Annotated in this window: 16 protein-coding genes; 6 read left to right on the top strand and 10 right to left on the bottom strand. The window is 36.9% G+C overall.

The annotated features are described in order from the left end of the window. Positions 1-26: 26 nt before the first annotated feature. From SJY37_RS10745 to SJY37_RS10755, 3 genes are all read right to left on the bottom strand, one after another. The gene (locus SJY37_RS10745) at positions 27-1,754 is read right to left on the bottom strand and encodes a phospho-sugar mutase (protein WP_298324056.1); all 1,728 of its coding nucleotides are present in this window, start codon (positions 1,752-1,754) and stop codon (positions 27-29) included. Positions 1,755-1,843: 89 nt separating this feature from the next. Then, positions 1,844-2,785 (bottom strand): glycosyltransferase family 2 protein, encoded by a 942-nt coding sequence (locus tag SJY37_RS10750; RefSeq protein ID WP_013749548.1) that lies wholly within the window; start codon positions 2,783-2,785, stop codon positions 1,844-1,846. A gap of 9 nt (positions 2,786-2,794) precedes the next feature. Next, positions 2,795-3,334 carry a DUF4199 domain-containing protein gene (locus SJY37_RS10755; protein WP_298324064.1) on the bottom strand — a complete coding sequence of 180 codons (540 nt, stop codon included), beginning with the start codon at positions 3,332-3,334 and terminating at the stop codon, positions 2,795-2,797. A gap of 181 nt (positions 3,335-3,515) precedes the next feature. Between SJY37_RS10755 and SJY37_RS10760 the strand changes: the two genes are divergently transcribed. From SJY37_RS10760 to SJY37_RS10770, 3 genes are all read left to right on the top strand, one after another. Continuing rightward, the gene (locus SJY37_RS10760; protein WP_035337593.1) at positions 3,516-3,767 is read left to right on the top strand and encodes a type B 50S ribosomal protein L31; all 252 of its coding nucleotides are present in this window, start codon (positions 3,516-3,518) and stop codon (positions 3,765-3,767) included. A gap of 325 nt (positions 3,768-4,092) precedes the next feature. Continuing rightward, complete coding sequence (gene ffh / locus SJY37_RS10765) at positions 4,093-5,421, top strand: signal recognition particle protein (protein ID WP_298324070.1); 1,329 nt, start codon at positions 4,093-4,095, stop codon at positions 5,419-5,421. Positions 5,422-5,499: 78 nt separating this feature from the next. Beyond that, positions 5,500-6,393, top strand: a complete 894-nt coding sequence (locus SJY37_RS10770; protein ID WP_298324074.1) for a bifunctional 5,10-methylenetetrahydrofolate dehydrogenase/5,10-methenyltetrahydrofolate cyclohydrolase — start codon at positions 5,500-5,502, stop codon at positions 6,391-6,393. On the opposite strand, the gene SJY37_RS10775 is transcribed toward SJY37_RS10770, so the two are convergent. From SJY37_RS10775 to SJY37_RS10800, 6 genes are all read right to left on the bottom strand, one after another. Continuing rightward, positions 6,394-6,681, bottom strand: coding sequence for a hypothetical protein (locus tag SJY37_RS10775; protein ID WP_298324078.1), 288 nt, complete (start codon positions 6,679-6,681; stop codon positions 6,394-6,396). A gap of 1 nt (position 6,682) precedes the next feature. Next, positions 6,683-7,381 (bottom strand): hypothetical protein, encoded by a 699-nt coding sequence (locus SJY37_RS10780; protein ID WP_298324081.1) that lies wholly within the window; start codon positions 7,379-7,381, stop codon positions 6,683-6,685. 81 nt (positions 7,382-7,462) lie between these two features. Continuing rightward, positions 7,463-7,855: a cupredoxin domain-containing protein gene (locus SJY37_RS10785; RefSeq protein ID WP_298324083.1), complete on the bottom strand. Its 393-nt coding sequence runs from the start codon at positions 7,853-7,855 to the stop codon at positions 7,463-7,465. Positions 7,856-8,299: 444 nt separating this feature from the next. After that, entirely contained in the window at positions 8,300-8,440 is a 141-nt protein-coding gene (locus SJY37_RS10790; protein ID WP_013749540.1) for a hypothetical protein, read from the bottom strand. 29 nt (positions 8,441-8,469) lie between these two features. Beyond that, the gene (locus SJY37_RS10795; RefSeq protein WP_298324086.1) at positions 8,470-8,628 is read right to left on the bottom strand and encodes a lmo0937 family membrane protein; all 159 of its coding nucleotides are present in this window, start codon (positions 8,626-8,628) and stop codon (positions 8,470-8,472) included. A 135-nt stretch (positions 8,629-8,763) separates the two neighbouring features. Then, a complete protein-coding gene (locus tag SJY37_RS10800; protein WP_298324089.1) occupies positions 8,764-9,186 on the bottom strand; it encodes a hypothetical protein in 423 nt (140 codons plus the stop codon). 108 nt (positions 9,187-9,294) lie between these two features. On the opposite strand from SJY37_RS10800, the gene SJY37_RS10805 reads away from it, so the two are divergent. Next, the gene (locus SJY37_RS10805; protein ID WP_013749537.1) at positions 9,295-9,729 is read left to right on the top strand and encodes an Lrp/AsnC family transcriptional regulator; all 435 of its coding nucleotides are present in this window, start codon (positions 9,295-9,297) and stop codon (positions 9,727-9,729) included. 9 nt (positions 9,730-9,738) lie between these two features. Here the strand turns inward: SJY37_RS10805 and SJY37_RS10810 are convergent, their stop codons facing one another. Continuing rightward, complete coding sequence (locus SJY37_RS10810) at positions 9,739-10,317, bottom strand: hypothetical protein (protein ID WP_298324095.1); 579 nt, start codon at positions 10,315-10,317, stop codon at positions 9,739-9,741. A gap of 382 nt (positions 10,318-10,699) precedes the next feature. Between SJY37_RS10810 and guaA the strand changes: the two genes are divergently transcribed. Together guaA and SJY37_RS10820 are read left to right on the top strand one after the other, a co-directional pair. Continuing rightward, on the top strand, positions 10,700-12,232 hold the full coding sequence (guaA, locus tag SJY37_RS10815) for a glutamine-hydrolyzing GMP synthase (protein WP_298324098.1): 1,533 nt from the start codon (positions 10,700-10,702) through the stop codon (positions 12,230-12,232). 9 nt (positions 12,233-12,241) lie between these two features. Continuing rightward, positions 12,242-14,278, top strand: coding sequence for a LysM peptidoglycan-binding domain-containing protein (locus SJY37_RS10820; protein ID WP_298324101.1), 2,037 nt, complete (start codon positions 12,242-12,244; stop codon positions 14,276-14,278). Positions 14,279-14,300 lie beyond the last annotated feature (22 nt).

Below are 14,300 nucleotides of genomic sequence, written 5' to 3' on the forward strand. Positions count from 1 at the left end.
TCCGCTTGCGCGAAATTTTGAATTATTTAAACGCCTAATGCATTTTTTATACCAGCAAGACGTTTATCTAGTGTTGCAGAAATTGTGTCATACTCACTCAACGAAGCCAGTGGAGCATTGACGCTTATATAAAACTTTACTTTAGGCTCTGTGCCACTTGGTCGTGCAGCAACTTTACTGCCATCTTCTGTATAAAAAATAAGCACATTAGATTTTGGGACATCAATGGTAGTGGTCTCTCCCGTAAGCAGGTCACGACTTGTAGATGATTGGTAATCTTCTACACGTATCACTTTACTTCCATTAATTTCTTTCATAGGCTCTAGACGAAGGTCTTTGAGCATTTGCTTGATTTCCTCTGCGCCGGATTGTCCTTTTTTTACAAGGGCAATGAGTGTTTCTTTGTAAAAACCATGTTTTACATACAAGGTCTTTAATTTTTCAAAAAGTGTCTGTCCTTGCTCTTTTGCTTGTGCTGCCATGGTGCAAGCGAGTAGGGTGGCGGTCACGGCATCTTTATCTCTTACAAAATCACCTACCATATAGCCAAAGCTTTCTTCACCACCACCTACAAAGTGCTGGTTAGGATAATCCACAATCATTTTGGCAATCCATTTAAAACCTGTAAGTCCTGTTTTGCATTCTACATCATATGCATCTGCAAGTACATCCATCATAGGTGTAGACACAATGGTACTTCCTATAAATGGTGCTGGGTGTTGATTTGCGCTTTCGCGAAAGCGTTCTAATAAATAATCTGTCATTAAGATCATAGTTTGATTACCATTTAAAATGGTAAGCTTGCCATCATCTCCTCTCACAGCAATCCCTAGTCGATCGCAGTCTGGGTCTGTACCTATGACGATATCTGCACTTTTTTCTTCACCAAGTTCTAGCGCCATTTTTAGAGCTGCAGTTTCTTCTGGATTAGGAGAAACAACGGTAGGGAAATTACCGTCTGGAACTTCTTGTTCTTTTACAATATGAAGGTTTGTAAATCCTGCTTGTCTCAACGTATCTGGAACGAGTGTGATTGAGGTACCGTGTAACGAGGTGAAAACGATATTTAGCTCCTTCTTTGTTTCAGTAGTAAGGCCAAATGATACATTTCCAACACTAGCATCTACAAAAGCTTTATCTACTTCTTTATCTACAAGTTCAATAAGAGAGTCATCTCCATTGAATTTTATAGCACTAAAGTCAAGCGCATCTATTGTGGCTATGACTTCGTTATCTTGTGGTGGTACGAGCTGTCCACCATCTTCCCAGTACACTTTGTAACCGTTATATTCTGGAGGGTTGTGACTCGCAGTGAGTACAATACCGCACTGGCAATCTAGGTGACGCACAGCAAAACTCAATTCTGGTGTAGGTCTAAGATCAGAAAATAGGAATACTTTAATCCCATTTGCCGAAAATACATTTGCAACCACTTGAGCAAGTTCTTTACTGTTATGACGGCAATCATAAGCAATAGCGACCTTTATTTTTTTGTCAGGAAACTGTTTGTGCAAGTAGTCAGATAGACCTTGGGTATTTTTTCCTAAGGTATATTTATTAATTCTGTTAGTTCCAGCTCCCATGATACCGCGCATTCCGCCAGTACCAAATTCTAGATTCTTATAGAAACTATCTGCAAGCTCATCTGGATTGTGAGCGATATTTTCTTTAATGGCTTGTTGAGTTTCCTCATCAAAGGTTGCTGTAAGCCATGCATTTGCTTTTTCTAAAATAGCGGGATCGTGGTATACCATAAGAATGTGTGTTGTTTACTAACAAAAATACGATTTTGTTATAATTTATAAAGCTCACTACGAGGGATGTCTACGTGTTGAGCTGTATGTTATAAAGTCTCTTTAATATTGTATCTCTTTTTATCACGTTTTGATCTTAGTACGAGTTCGCCTAAGAAGCCAGCAATAAATAGTTGAATACCCATAAGCATCGCAACAAGTGAAATATAAAATTGTGGTCTCTCTGTAATCAGTCTGCCCGCTCTATGAAAGAAAACTTTATCTATACCTAAGTATCCAGCAAAGCCAAAACCTATTACAAACATAAGAACACCTAACGCACCAAAAAGGTGCATAGGTCGCTTTCCAAAACTTCCTAAAAACCAAATCGTGAGTAAATCTAAGAAGCCATTTAAAAAGCGTTCCATACCAAATTTAGTCTCACCATACTTACGAGCTTGATGCTGTACTACTTTCTCACCTATGTTTGAAAATCCTGCATTCTTAGCAAGTACTGGTATGTAGCGGTGCATCTCGCCATATACATCAACGGTTTTGATTACTTCTTTTTTATAAGCTTTTAAGCCACAGTTAAAGTCGTGTAGTTTTAGTCCGCTAGTTTTTCGTGCTGCTGCGTTAAAGAGTTTGCTAGGTAGGTTTTTTGCAATTACAGAGTCGTAGCGCTTCTTTTTCCATCCTGAGACTAAGTCATACTTATCTTCCGTAATCATTCGGTATAAGTCTGGAATCTCCTCTGGATTGTCTTGCAAATCTGCATCCATAGTGATAATCACATCACCTTCGGCAGCCTCAAAACCCGCGTGTAGGGCTTGAGATTTACCGTAGTTACGATTAAAGCGAATTCCTTTGATGTTATCACGCTTTCGCGAAAGCGTTTCAATCACCTCCCAAGAAGCATCTGTGCTTCCATCATCTATAAATAGGATTTCATAAGAAAAACCATTGGTTTCCAGGGTTTCTGAAATCCAATGGTGTAGTTCTTTAAGTGATTCTTCCTCATTAAGTAGAGGTATGACAACAGATATTTGCATAAATAATTTTTAAGCGTCTGCGTATGGGTTTTCTTTTTTCATTATTAATCCTCCTATTAAAGAGATAATGAAGCCGAAAAATAATGACAACATGATAGCAATAGGAATCATGAAGCCAATCTTAGTAAAAGGTTCTTGAAAAGAAATTGTCTGATCAATTTGTGAGTCTGTCATATCTGGGTACATCTCAATCATTTGAGTACGTAGCGCGTCAAGCGCTAACTCTGAGTAGTTAGGCTCTAGAACTTGTGTAAGAATAAGAACCCATAGAGCACCTATAAGCGCTGCTATAAGTGATACTCCAAGGCCAATTTTAATCGCTTGTCCAAGTTTTAAAAAGCCACCGTTACTTTCTTTAAATGCTTTAAAAGCTAGAATAATAACTACGACTGTCATTACAAAATTGAGAATCCCTAATGACCAGTGAGGTGCAAGGTAGTTGTCTGTCACGTATAATATTACATTAAAGAGAATGGCTAGTATACCTAGTACTAGACCAAATTTGAGCATTACATCTTTTGCAGATGTTGGTTTGTCTTCTAATATCATAATAATGGTTGTTTTGGTTATGGTCAGTTAGTAGACAAATATACAATATCGTTACGCCGAGCGTAGAAAAATCGTAACTTCGTGAAATAGGTAATATTTATTTTAAAAAATAGTTGCTCATTTTTAAAATTTATGTAAATTTGCACCTCGAAAAATAGAATAATTTTTAAGTACGATTATAATGAAAGCAGATATACACCCAGAAAATTTTAGAGTAGTAGCATTTAAAGACATGTCTAATGATGAGGTGTTCTTAACGAAGTCTGCTGCAGATACTAAAGAAACTATTGAGATCGAAGGAACTGAGTATCCTTTAATAAAATTAGAAATCTCTAGAACTTCACATCCATTCTATACAGGTAAAGCTAAGCTTGTAGATACAGCTGGACGTATTGATAAGTTCAAAAACAAATACGCTAAGTTCAAGAAGTAATTTCTTGTTCTTATCAAGTACAAAGCCTCCTTTTATAGGAGGCTTTTTTTGTTTGTTACAACTCATGTTTAAAAGCTGTTTGGTTTTATTATTAGAGTTGGTGCTGAGCCTATTAGTTCTTCATGTAAATAGCAGTTCCTTGCTTACTATTTCATCTTATAAGAAGTTAAGCGCAAGCATGAATCAATTGTACTAGTGGCGCTCATTGCATTGCTTCTAGTTATTAAGTAGTTTTCTACACATTTTTATAGAATCTGTAATTATTAAAGGAGTGATAAACCACTACAAATCCTTAAATTTGCAACCTTTACAATAGCAGATAACTATGTTTGATAATTTAAGTGATAAGTTAGATAAAGCCCTACACGTACTCAAAGGTCACGGTAGCATTACGGAAGTAAACGTTGCAGAGACACTTAAGGAAGTGCGTCGTGCTCTTATAGATGCAGATGTTAACTTTAAGACTGCAAAGGAATTTACAAACCGTGTTAAAGAAAAAGCTTTAGGATCTGATGTATTAACGACCCTACAACCTGGGCAGTTAATGGTGAAGCTTGTAAAAGATGAGCTTACAGAGTTAATGGGAGGTGATGCAGAAGGAATTAATCTTTCTGGTACTCCGTCTATTATCTTAATGTCAGGCTTACAAGGTTCTGGTAAGACAACCTTTTCAGGTAAGCTTGCAAACTTCCTTAAAACCAAGAAAACAAAGAAGCCTTTATTAGTAGCCTGTGATGTATATCGTCCAGCGGCTATTGATCAGTTACACGTAGTAGGAGATCAGATTAAGATAGATGTATATTCTGATCGTGATGAGAAGAATCCAGTAAAGATTGCTCAAGATGGTATCGCTTTCGCGAAAGCAAACGGTCACAACGTAGTAATCATTGATACAGCAGGTCGTCTTGCTGTAGATGAGGTGATGATGAAAGAAATTGCAGACGTTCATGCTGCAATACAACCACAAGAGACACTTTTTGTAGTAGACTCGATGACTGGTCAAGATGCTGTAAATACAGCAAAAGCCTTTAATGACATTCTTAACTTTGACGGTGTTATCCTTACAAAGCTTGATGGTGATACTAGAGGTGGAGCAGCAATCTCTATTAAATCTGTAGTAGATAAGCCTATTAAGTTTATAGGTACTGGTGAAAAAATGGAAGCGATAGATGTATTTTATCCTTCACGTATGGCAGATCGTATTCTTGGAATGGGAGATGTTGTGTCACTAGTAGAGAGAGCACAAGAGCAATTTGACGAAGAAGAGGCTAGAAAACTACAAAAGAAGATTGCAAAAAACCAATTTGGTTTTGATGACTTCTTAAAGCAAATACAGCAGGTAAAGAAAATGGGTAATATGAAGGACCTAATGGGAATGATCCCAGGTGCCGGAAAGATGCTCAAAGATGTAGACATTGATGATGATGCTTTTAAGCATATAGAAGCAATCATTCACTCCATGACGCCTAGTGAGCGTGAAAATCCTACTACGATTAACGCAAGTCGTAAAAAGCGCATAGGGAAAGGATCTGGTACTTCGGTACAACAAGTAAATCAGTTACTCAAGCAATTTAATCAAATGAGTAAGATGATGAAAATGATGCAAGGAGGCGGAGGCCGCAAGATGATGCAGATGATGAATCAAATGAAATAACAATATCCTTAAAAGGCACCCATAACGGGTGTCTTTTTAATTTATATGAATACAAACTAAACCATAACGCTATTACCTATGACTATTCTTGACGGGAAGAAAACTTCAAACGACATTAAAAACGAAATCAAAGCCGAAGTTGACAAAATGAAAGCAAACGGTGAGAAGGTGCCTCATCTTGCTGCAGTGATTGTAGGTAATGATGGAGCTTCTCTTACATATGTAGGAAGTAAAGTACGCGCCTGTGAGCGTGTAGGTTTTGAGTCTACCATGGTGCGCATGACAAACATGACTAGCGAAATTGAATTGCTAGACAAAATTGAGGAACTTAACCAGAACGAAGATATCGATGGTTTTATAGTGCAGTTACCATTACCTCCTCAAATTGATACTCAAAAAGTATTACTAGCGGTAGATCCAGATAAGGATGTAGATGGTTTTCACCCTACAAACTTTGGAAAGATGTCTCTTGATATGAGTACATTTATCCCTGCAACGCCATTTGGTATCCTTGAGCTTATGGATCGCTACGGTGTAGAGACTAAGGGAAAACATACCGTGGTTATAGGACGTAGCCACATTGTAGGTAGACCTATGAGTATATTAATGGGGCGTAAAGGCTTCCCAGGAAACTCTACTGTTACCTTAACACACAGTCATACTAAGAATATAACGCAAATTACATCGCAAGCAGATATCATTATTACTGCACTAGGAGTTCCTGGATTCCTTAAAGCCGAAATGGTAAAAGATGGAGCTGTAATTGTAGATGTGGGAATCACTCGTGTACCAGATGAAACTCGTGAGAGAGGATATTATATTACTGGAGATGTAGACTTTGAGCCTGTAAGTAAAAAGGCAAGTTTTATCACGCCAGTACCAGGAGGAGTAGGGCCTATGACAATAGCCATGCTGCTTAAGAATACTTTACTAGCTCGCGAGCGTCACAGAGCGATGTCTAAGAATAAATAATTAAGCATGCTTTGCGGCTCCAAAGAAAATAGGAATCGCGATCATGAGCATGCTCATAATACCTAGGATAGTGATAATCCAGTTATATCGTTTACCAATTAATCTTGATAAAACATATAGCAAAGCTGTTGCAACTCCTAAAATAAGTGGAATTCCAGCAACCGAAGCTGCGTTCTTGCTTAAAGTACCATAATCGCCATAGTAGAGCATTGCGGTGCAGATAATAATAAAACAGCCCAAAGTGATTAAGTTCCACTTTGGGCTGTTCTTTTTTTGTTTAAAACTCATATTATTTGATGACGTTTACATCTGTAAAGTATAGTCTAAAGCTACCATCTTCACTCTTGTGATCTGTAGCTATAGAAAGCCCTTCGATATTTTTGTATCCTTCAAAAGTTGTAACCATAGAAGGTTCGGTAGCATTTCCTTTTCTAAAAACCCATTCGGTAATTACATAGTCATCGCCATAGTAGAAGTCGTAGGCGTCTCCTGGTGTGTAACCTCCTTCATTTCCGTAGAGAAGGGTAAGTTTTTTAGTTTGCTTTCGCGAAAGCGGACTCATAACACTATCGGTTACTTTTATTGAAGTTCCTTCATCCCAAACAAGTTGATAAGGAGCAAGAAGCCAGTATTTATCATTTATAAACCCTTGGTCTGCTTGCATAGAGGTGCTGTCTACGGTAGCACGATTATAAGAAATGGTATCTCCAGCGGCAATCATAGTCACATCATTTGTTACTGGTTTCCATGACCATGAACGACTTGCTACAGTAGCGCCGTTGCGATCTACATTAAATGTAAAGTCAAGTTGCTTTACATCTTTCCAGTTTGCAAGACCGTTTGCATAAGCAACTTTTTCTGCCTCTGTAGTAGGTGTGAATGTAGCTTCAGCTTCTAAATTATTGGTGTCTCCTGTAGTTGTGGTGTTTTCCTCTTTACAGCTTAATATAACTAGAGAAGATGCAAGAAGCATTGAGTATAATTTCATAGTGTTATTTTTGAGGTACAAAAATAACTAAAAAAAGCCCTGTATAAGATTATACAGGGCTTTGCTATATTTTAATATAGCTTACTGTACTACAAGAACGTTGTCTGTAGATGTCTTGTTAAGTGGGCAGAAGTAAACATACTCACCTTTAGTAAGTTTTGTAACGTTTGAAGTTCCTGTCGTATTATTAGGTACTACTGCAGTTACATAGGCAGTTTTGATGTGATTTTCTGGATTAGAAATATCTTTTCCTTTAGGTACTAAAACAAAACCTACATCTGTACCTACATTGTTATTTGCAATTGAAAACGTGTAAGTTCCTTCACTTACTACGATTTGCTTTTGAGTAAACTCTCCTTTAGTTTGCTCTAATGCGATTACTTTGTTTGAGCTCTCCTTCATCATTTTATCTTGCGCTTGTGCAGAAAAAGAAACCGTTAAGATAAGTACGAAAATTGAAATTATTTTTTTCATTGTATTGGATTTTGAACGTAAATGTTTTTTTAAAAATCAGTTTAGTAATTTCATGGTGGTTATAGTGATCACTAAAGCTTTACCATTTGAAATTCTTATGCTGGGTTGGACGGAGCTTTATGGGAACGCTTACATCTCAGTAGAGATAATTTTGTAATTAAGTAGTAACTAGTTGTAAGTCAATTATAAATAGCACTTTTTTTTATGCTGAGTAATCCAAATACAATCTTTCTAGCGTATATCACATTATATAATGGTTCTTAAATGTGTTGAGTCATTTAAGATTGATAAATAGCTTACCGCAAGTTCCCCCAAATAAATCCCTCATTCTGAAATGCGTTTTGCAGAGCAATTCTTCAAAACGCATTTTTTCTTGATAACATGAGAAACAAAAAAAAGCCTTTCCGTTTTGGAAAGGCTTTTCTGTTAAAAATTTTGATGCGATTAATCTACTGCATCTTCTACGTCATCTACTGCATTTTCTACTGCGTTTCCTACTTTTTCGCCAGTAGTTTTTTCTCTACAGCTTGAAAATGAAAGTGTGAAAATTGCGATTGCTGCTAGTGTTAAAAATTTCTTAGTCATTGTTTTATGGTTTATTGATTAATTTGTTTTTATAACTTTTTTCCGGTTGCTAGCCTGTAGAGAATTCCTACTACGGCCAATACAAGTAAGATGTGAATTAAACTTCCTACTGCATCTCCAAAGCCAAAATAGCCTACGAGCCAGCCTATAATTAATAGTACTACAATAAGCGATACAATATCTCTCATAACAATTGGTTTTATAGTTGTTCAATGTTAAAAGTAGGTGGATTGCTGAAATCCAGATATTTGCTTAACGATATTTAACAAGGCATTCTTAATATATTGACAATTTCCCTGGAGACGTTGGGGAAATTTATCTTGCTAGTTTTGACTTGTCAACTGTAACGACCACTTTTTAAATCCTGCCTCAAGCTTATGAGCTTTATGTGCTAGTTGTTGTACACTATGACAGCGATTGCGGTAAAGGACTTCGAGCTTTTTACAGAGTTTAGAAAGTTGGCTTACTCGCTCCTCTATATGCTTTTGAAAATAAAGCTTTTTTGAATAGTCGGCAGTTATCGCGGCTTCGGCAATAGACATAGGTAGTGATAGCGCTGTGTGCGAAATAAATTCAGATAGATTTGTGGCAAGTTCTTTTTCTGAAGGACAGTTTAAAATATTGTGTTGCAAATTTCCATTAGACAGCTTTCGCGAAAGCGTAAAAAGATCCATAGCCTCATTGTATAAAGCGTGGCGCTTTATATCAAAAGATTGCTTAAACTGTGGCTCTTGAACTATTTTCATCGTAAAGTAAAAATACAATCAGAATACTTATTGTAAATTTGGTTTATTAAGCAGAATGCTATTTTTGCTTTAAGAATATTGTATTATTAACCTTGAAGTTTAAATTATATGGTAGATGCACTTAATAATCGTATTTTAAAATGTTTGCAAGAAAATGCGAGACAGTCTAATACTGCAATTGCTACACAAGTAGGAATAAGTTCGCCAGCCGTAGGAGAGCGCATAAGAAAGATGGAAGATGCAGGGATAATACTAGGTTATAAGGCAGAAGTCTCTGAGGAGGCTTTGGGGTATCAACTCAAAGCAATTATTACGATAAGAGCTTTTATGGGGAAGTTGAAACCTTTTTTAGAAAACGTAAAAGGATGGGAAGAGGTTGTGAATTGCTATCGTATTACAGGTAATGAAAATATTGTGATGGAAGTCGTGTTGCGCAATCAAAAACACCTAGAGCAATTTATAGATAGAGTGATATCGTACGGGGAGTCAAAAACGCAAATAGTACTTTCTCACGTAGTTGCTCAAAATCCTATTCTTAAATAGCAAAGAAGCTTAATTTTTTAAGCCTTCGTCCTCACTATCCTCCCAGTCATCATCTTCATCTAGATTATTTAAAAATGTGTTTGGGTCTATGTTCTTTAGTTGGGCGGGATCATCAAAATTTACACCTGGGGGATTAAAGAGACCCCATCTATCAATGATATATTGAGTGGCATCAAAGGTCTGAACCCAGCGAGCAAAAATAGGTCTAAGCATCTCAATAGCATCTCCTAATAAATCGAGATACTCAACATCTTTATAGCCAGAGGCTAGTAAACCTTTTGAATCCTGAATGATTTCTCTAGCCGCCTTTCTTACTACGGTAGCATTCTCCATTTTGAGGTCATACAGATCTACTCCGTGAGCAGTGGCTATGGCAGATGGAATAAGAATCGCATTATCCATCATTTGTTGTGTATATCTTTGGTAGAGCGCTTTTTTATATTGAGAGTTAGGATTGTTGTCCTCTAGCTTAATACCTTCTATGATATGCTCTACAAGATGAAGAATCACAACGCCTTGTCTAAAAACAGGAAGCGTACGCCATTCATCTATTCCGCTTTCATAGTGATTGTTTTCATCTTCGGTCATAAGGATTTATAAGAAGTTGTTTATGTGGTCGTTACTTACTATTAAATATAGTTAGAGATACATAATTGCATGTAAAACTAAATATTTTATAATAGTTTAAAATTAGTAATTAATGTACTTCACTACTTCTCGTTGAGTAGGTAGAAATCACCGTTTATAGGTTACTAATTTCTGAAATATAACTGCTGTTGCATTCTTCATGCAACGGATTAATAAAAGTCATTATAACCTTTAACTTAGTAGCTATTATAGACTGCAATTTTAAATAAGTTTAAGTGGTTACATGGGATGTCCTCTAATGGTAAAAGCGCTGTAGAAAAAAATCCAAATATTTCTGCTTTTGTCTTTATAGGAACTCTATCAAATTATGCTATTTTTGTCTATGCAAAATAACGTCCTCATATTAGACTTCGGGTCTCAATACACGCAGTTAATAGCACGTAGAGTGCGAGAATTAAATATATACTGCGAGATAAAACCATTTAATAATCCACCTAAAGATCTTTCTTCTTATAAGGCTGTAATCCTTTCGGGATCACCGCATTCTGTAAGAGGAGAAGATGCACCGCATCCAGATCTTTCAGAAATAAAAGGTAAAAAACCTCTTCTGGGAGTTTGTTACGGAGCTCAATACCTTGCTCACTTTTATGATGGTGAGGTAGGACAATCTAATACTCGTGAGTATGGACGAGCAAAACTTTCTGTAGTAGACGAAGGAGAGCTTTTCTTAGAAGGTGTTTCTGTAGGAAGTCAGGTGTGGATGAGTCATAGTGATACCATCAAGAAACTACCAGCAGGAGCAAAGCGTATTGCATCGACACATGATGTGGAAAACGCTGGATATAAACTAGAAGGAGAAGAAACTTATGGAATACAGTTTCACCCAGAAGTATATCACTCTACAGACGGGAAGCAGATTTTAGAAAACTTCTTAGTAAAAATAGCAGGAGTAGCTCAAACATGGACGCCAGATGCCTTTGTAGATACTACGGTTGCAGATCTAAAAGCAAAGCTTAATGACGATCGTGTAATTTTAGGACTCTCTGGAGGTGTAGATAGTACTGTTGCAGCAACTTTACTACATAAAGCAATAGGCAAGAATCTATATTGCATCTTTGTAAATAATGGATTGCTACGTAAAGACGAATACACTCAAGTACTTAAGCAATACGAAGGTATGGGTCTTAATGTAAAAGGTGTAGATGCTTCGGCACGTTTCTTGGAAGCGCTAGAAGGAGAGAGCGATCCAGAGACTAAGCGTAAAGCTATAGGACGCGTTTTTGTAGAAGTATTTGATGACGAAAGTAAACTGGTAGAAAATGCAAAGTGGCTTGGTCAAGGTACTATTTATCCAGACGTTATTGAGTCTGTAAGTGCAACGGGAGGACCTAGCGCAACTATAAAATCTCACCACAACGTGGGAGGATTACCAGATTATATGACACTTCAAGTAGTAGAGCCTTTAAGAATGTTATTTAAAGACGAGGTGCGTAGAGTAGGAGCGAGCATGGGGTTGTCACAAGAACTTTTAGGAAGACACCCTTTTCCAGGACCTGGTCTTGCGATTAGAATTCTAGGTGACATTACTGCCGAGAAAGTACGCATCTTACAAGAAGTAGATCATATATTTATCAGTGGTCTTCGTGAGTGGGGATTATATGATAAAGTATGGCAAGCAGGAGCAATGTTATTACCAGTAAACTCTGTAGGAGTGATGGGTGATGAGCGCACATATGAAAAATGCGTTGCACTTAGGGCTGTAGAGAGTACAGATGGAATGACGGCAGACTGGGTAAATCTTCCTTATGAATTTTTACAAAAAGTGTCTAACGATATAATTAATAAGGTAAAAGGCGTTAATAGAGTAGTCTATGACATAAGCTCTAAGCCACCTGCTACAATTGAGTGGGAATAAATCTTAACTATGAAAAAATATATTACTGTAATTGCGATAGTTGTTTTTAGCGCTTTCGCGAAAGCGTGCTCAACACCAGCAGCTACAATATCTAGCAATACTGCTACTGTTCAAAAGTTTGTTTCTCATCAAGTGAAAGCTGGAGAAACACTAAAAGACATAGCCGATAAGTATGGTATTACTACAAAAGAAATCACTAAGCTCAATCCAGATGCTCGTAAAGAAGTTTACGAAGGTTTGGTATTGATATTGCCATCTACAGCAACTGCTGTTAGAAAGGTAGATAATGTTACTCAAGATAATGTAAAGTTTAAAACGCACAAGGTAAAACGCAAGGAGACACTTTATAGCATTTCTAAAAAGTATGGTGTTTCTCAAGAGACGATAAAGCGTTTTAATAAGTCTTTATATAGCGAAGTGCTACGCAAAGGTGACAAGCTGCGCATACCTGTAAATTATTCTGAAAGTGCGGTGACAGATACCACAGTAAACTTACCAGATTCTCAAGGAGCTTATATAACTCATGATGTTATAGCAAAAGAGACTAAATACGGGATCGCTAGAAAGTATGGAATTACCATAGCAGAGCTTGAAAGTACAAATCCGTCGCTTAGAGAAGGTCTTAAAATAGGTGATAAACTAAGAGTTCCTAAAGCAAATTTTGCAAAGAGTACCATCATAGATAATGATGAGTATGCCTTTTATGAAGTGCAGAAAGGAAATACACTATATAGTTTGTTACGTATTTTTAAGCTAGAAGCAGATGAGTTAATCGCATTAAACCCAGCACTAGACGAAGGTCTTAAGGAAGGAATGATCCTCAAAGTGCCTAAGGGAAGTCCAGGTTCTGGTACATCAACGCAAGCCGTTGCAGGAAACCCTGATGTTACTATTTTAGAGGGTGAAAAAGGATCTTTAGTTAATCAATTAACTGATTTCTCACCAAAACGTGTTGCTATAATGCTTCCTTTTGGAGTAGGGCGTGTAAATACGGGTAATGCAGAGGTAAATGAAAATTTACTTAGAGATGATCGTATTCTTAGACTATCATTAGACTTATACAGTGGTATGCTTATGGCAGTTCAAGATGCTAAAAAAGCTGGTATTACCACCGTTGTAGATACCTATGATACCTCATACAATCGTAAAGATGGCGCGGCAACAAATGCACGCAAAGTAGAAACTATTATACAGTCAAATGATTTTTCTGCGGTTAATGCTGTAATAGGACCGCTTTTAGGTAATAATATAGATAGAGTGTCATCACTACTCAATGCACGCAACATACCTGTAATATCACCTATGTCTAATAAGGTGGCTGGAAGAAATAATATTTTTGTATCAAGACCAGAGGATGATTTGTTAAGTAAAAAGATGCTTTCTTACTTAAAGGCTAATGGGTCAGGTAAAAATATTGTGGTAATAGCAGATAAGAAAAATAGCGTTACATTATCAAAGATAAGAGCTATTTTCCCTAATCTAAAGACGGTAACACCTCGCTCTAACGATAAAGGATACTTCTTATATCCAGGTGATATTCCAGCACAGCTTTCTAGCGAACTAGAAAATTGGGTGATTGTAGAGACTAATGATGTTCCTTTAATTAGTAGTGTTACTACAAGTCTTAATGGGCAATTGGGTACTATGAAAGTAGTGATGTTTACTACTGATAGGAGTAATGCTTATGATAGTGATGAGATACAGCATGATCATTTAAAGAATCTTGCTTTCCATTTTCCATCTGTAGAAAAAGAATATAAGTACAATAAAGCAAAAGCTTTTATTGATAGTTACGAGACTATGTATGGTGTAAGTCCTAGTGAGGCAGCAATAAGAGGATATGATGTAATGTATGATACATTGTTGCGTCTAGCTTACTCATCAGATTTATATGCTGCGGCAGCGACAGGTGTCGAGACAGATTATGTAGAAAACAAGTTTAAGTATAGCTCAAGAGCAAAAGGCGGCTTTTCAAATAACGCTGTGTATCTTATGAAATATACAGATACATTAGAACTTGAAGAAGTGCCATTTGTAGAGGAATAACTTGATTAAATTAAATTGTATT

The sequence above is a fragment of the Dokdonia sp. R78006 genome, from assembly GCF_042466145.1.
In the GTDB taxonomy this organism is placed as follows: domain Bacteria; phylum Bacteroidota; class Bacteroidia; order Flavobacteriales; family Flavobacteriaceae; genus Dokdonia.

Bases quoted from the DNA above. Each gene is read 5' to 3' on its own strand.
- SJY37_RS10820 (WP_298324101.1), top strand. From the start codon at position 12,242: ATGAAAAAATATATTACTGTAATTGCGATAGTTGTTTTTAGCGCTTTC.
- SJY37_RS10805 (WP_013749537.1), top strand. From the start codon at position 9,295: ATGGTAGATGCACTTAATAATCGTATTTTAAAATGTTTGCAAGAAAAT.
- SJY37_RS10755 (WP_298324064.1), bottom strand. From the start codon at position 3,334: ATGATATTAGAAGACAAACCAACATCTGCAAAAGATGTAATGCTCAAA.
- guaA (WP_298324098.1), top strand. From the start codon at position 10,700: ATGCAAAATAACGTCCTCATATTAGACTTCGGGTCTCAATACACGCAG.
- SJY37_RS10800 (WP_298324089.1), bottom strand. From the start codon at position 9,186: ATGAAAATAGTTCAAGAGCCACAGTTTAAGCAATCTTTTGATATAAAG.
- SJY37_RS10745 (WP_298324056.1), bottom strand. From the start codon at position 1,754: ATGGTATACCACGATCCCGCTATTTTAGAAAAAGCAAATGCATGGCTT.
- SJY37_RS10775 (WP_298324078.1), bottom strand. From the start codon at position 6,681: ATGAGTTTTAAACAAAAAAAGAACAGCCCAAAGTGGAACTTAATCACT.
- SJY37_RS10750 (WP_013749548.1), bottom strand. From the start codon at position 2,785: ATGCAAATATCTGTTGTCATACCTCTACTTAATGAGGAAGAATCACTT.
- SJY37_RS10795 (WP_298324086.1), bottom strand. From the start codon at position 8,628: ATGAGAGATATTGTATCGCTTATTGTAGTACTATTAATTATAGGCTGG.
- SJY37_RS10760 (WP_035337593.1), top strand. From the start codon at position 3,516: ATGAAAGCAGATATACACCCAGAAAATTTTAGAGTAGTAGCATTTAAA.
- SJY37_RS10790 (WP_013749540.1), bottom strand. From the start codon at position 8,440: ATGACTAAGAAATTTTTAACACTAGCAGCAATCGCAATTTTCACACTT.
- SJY37_RS10780 (WP_298324081.1), bottom strand. From the start codon at position 7,381: ATGAAATTATACTCAATGCTTCTTGCATCTTCTCTAGTTATATTAAGC.
- SJY37_RS10810 (WP_298324095.1), bottom strand. From the start codon at position 10,317: ATGACCGAAGATGAAAACAATCACTATGAAAGCGGAATAGATGAATGG.
- SJY37_RS10785 (WP_298324083.1), bottom strand. From the start codon at position 7,855: ATGAAAAAAATAATTTCAATTTTCGTACTTATCTTAACGGTTTCTTTT.
- ffh (WP_298324070.1), top strand. From the start codon at position 4,093: ATGTTTGATAATTTAAGTGATAAGTTAGATAAAGCCCTACACGTACTC.
- SJY37_RS10770 (WP_298324074.1), top strand. From the start codon at position 5,500: ATGACTATTCTTGACGGGAAGAAAACTTCAAACGACATTAAAAACGAA.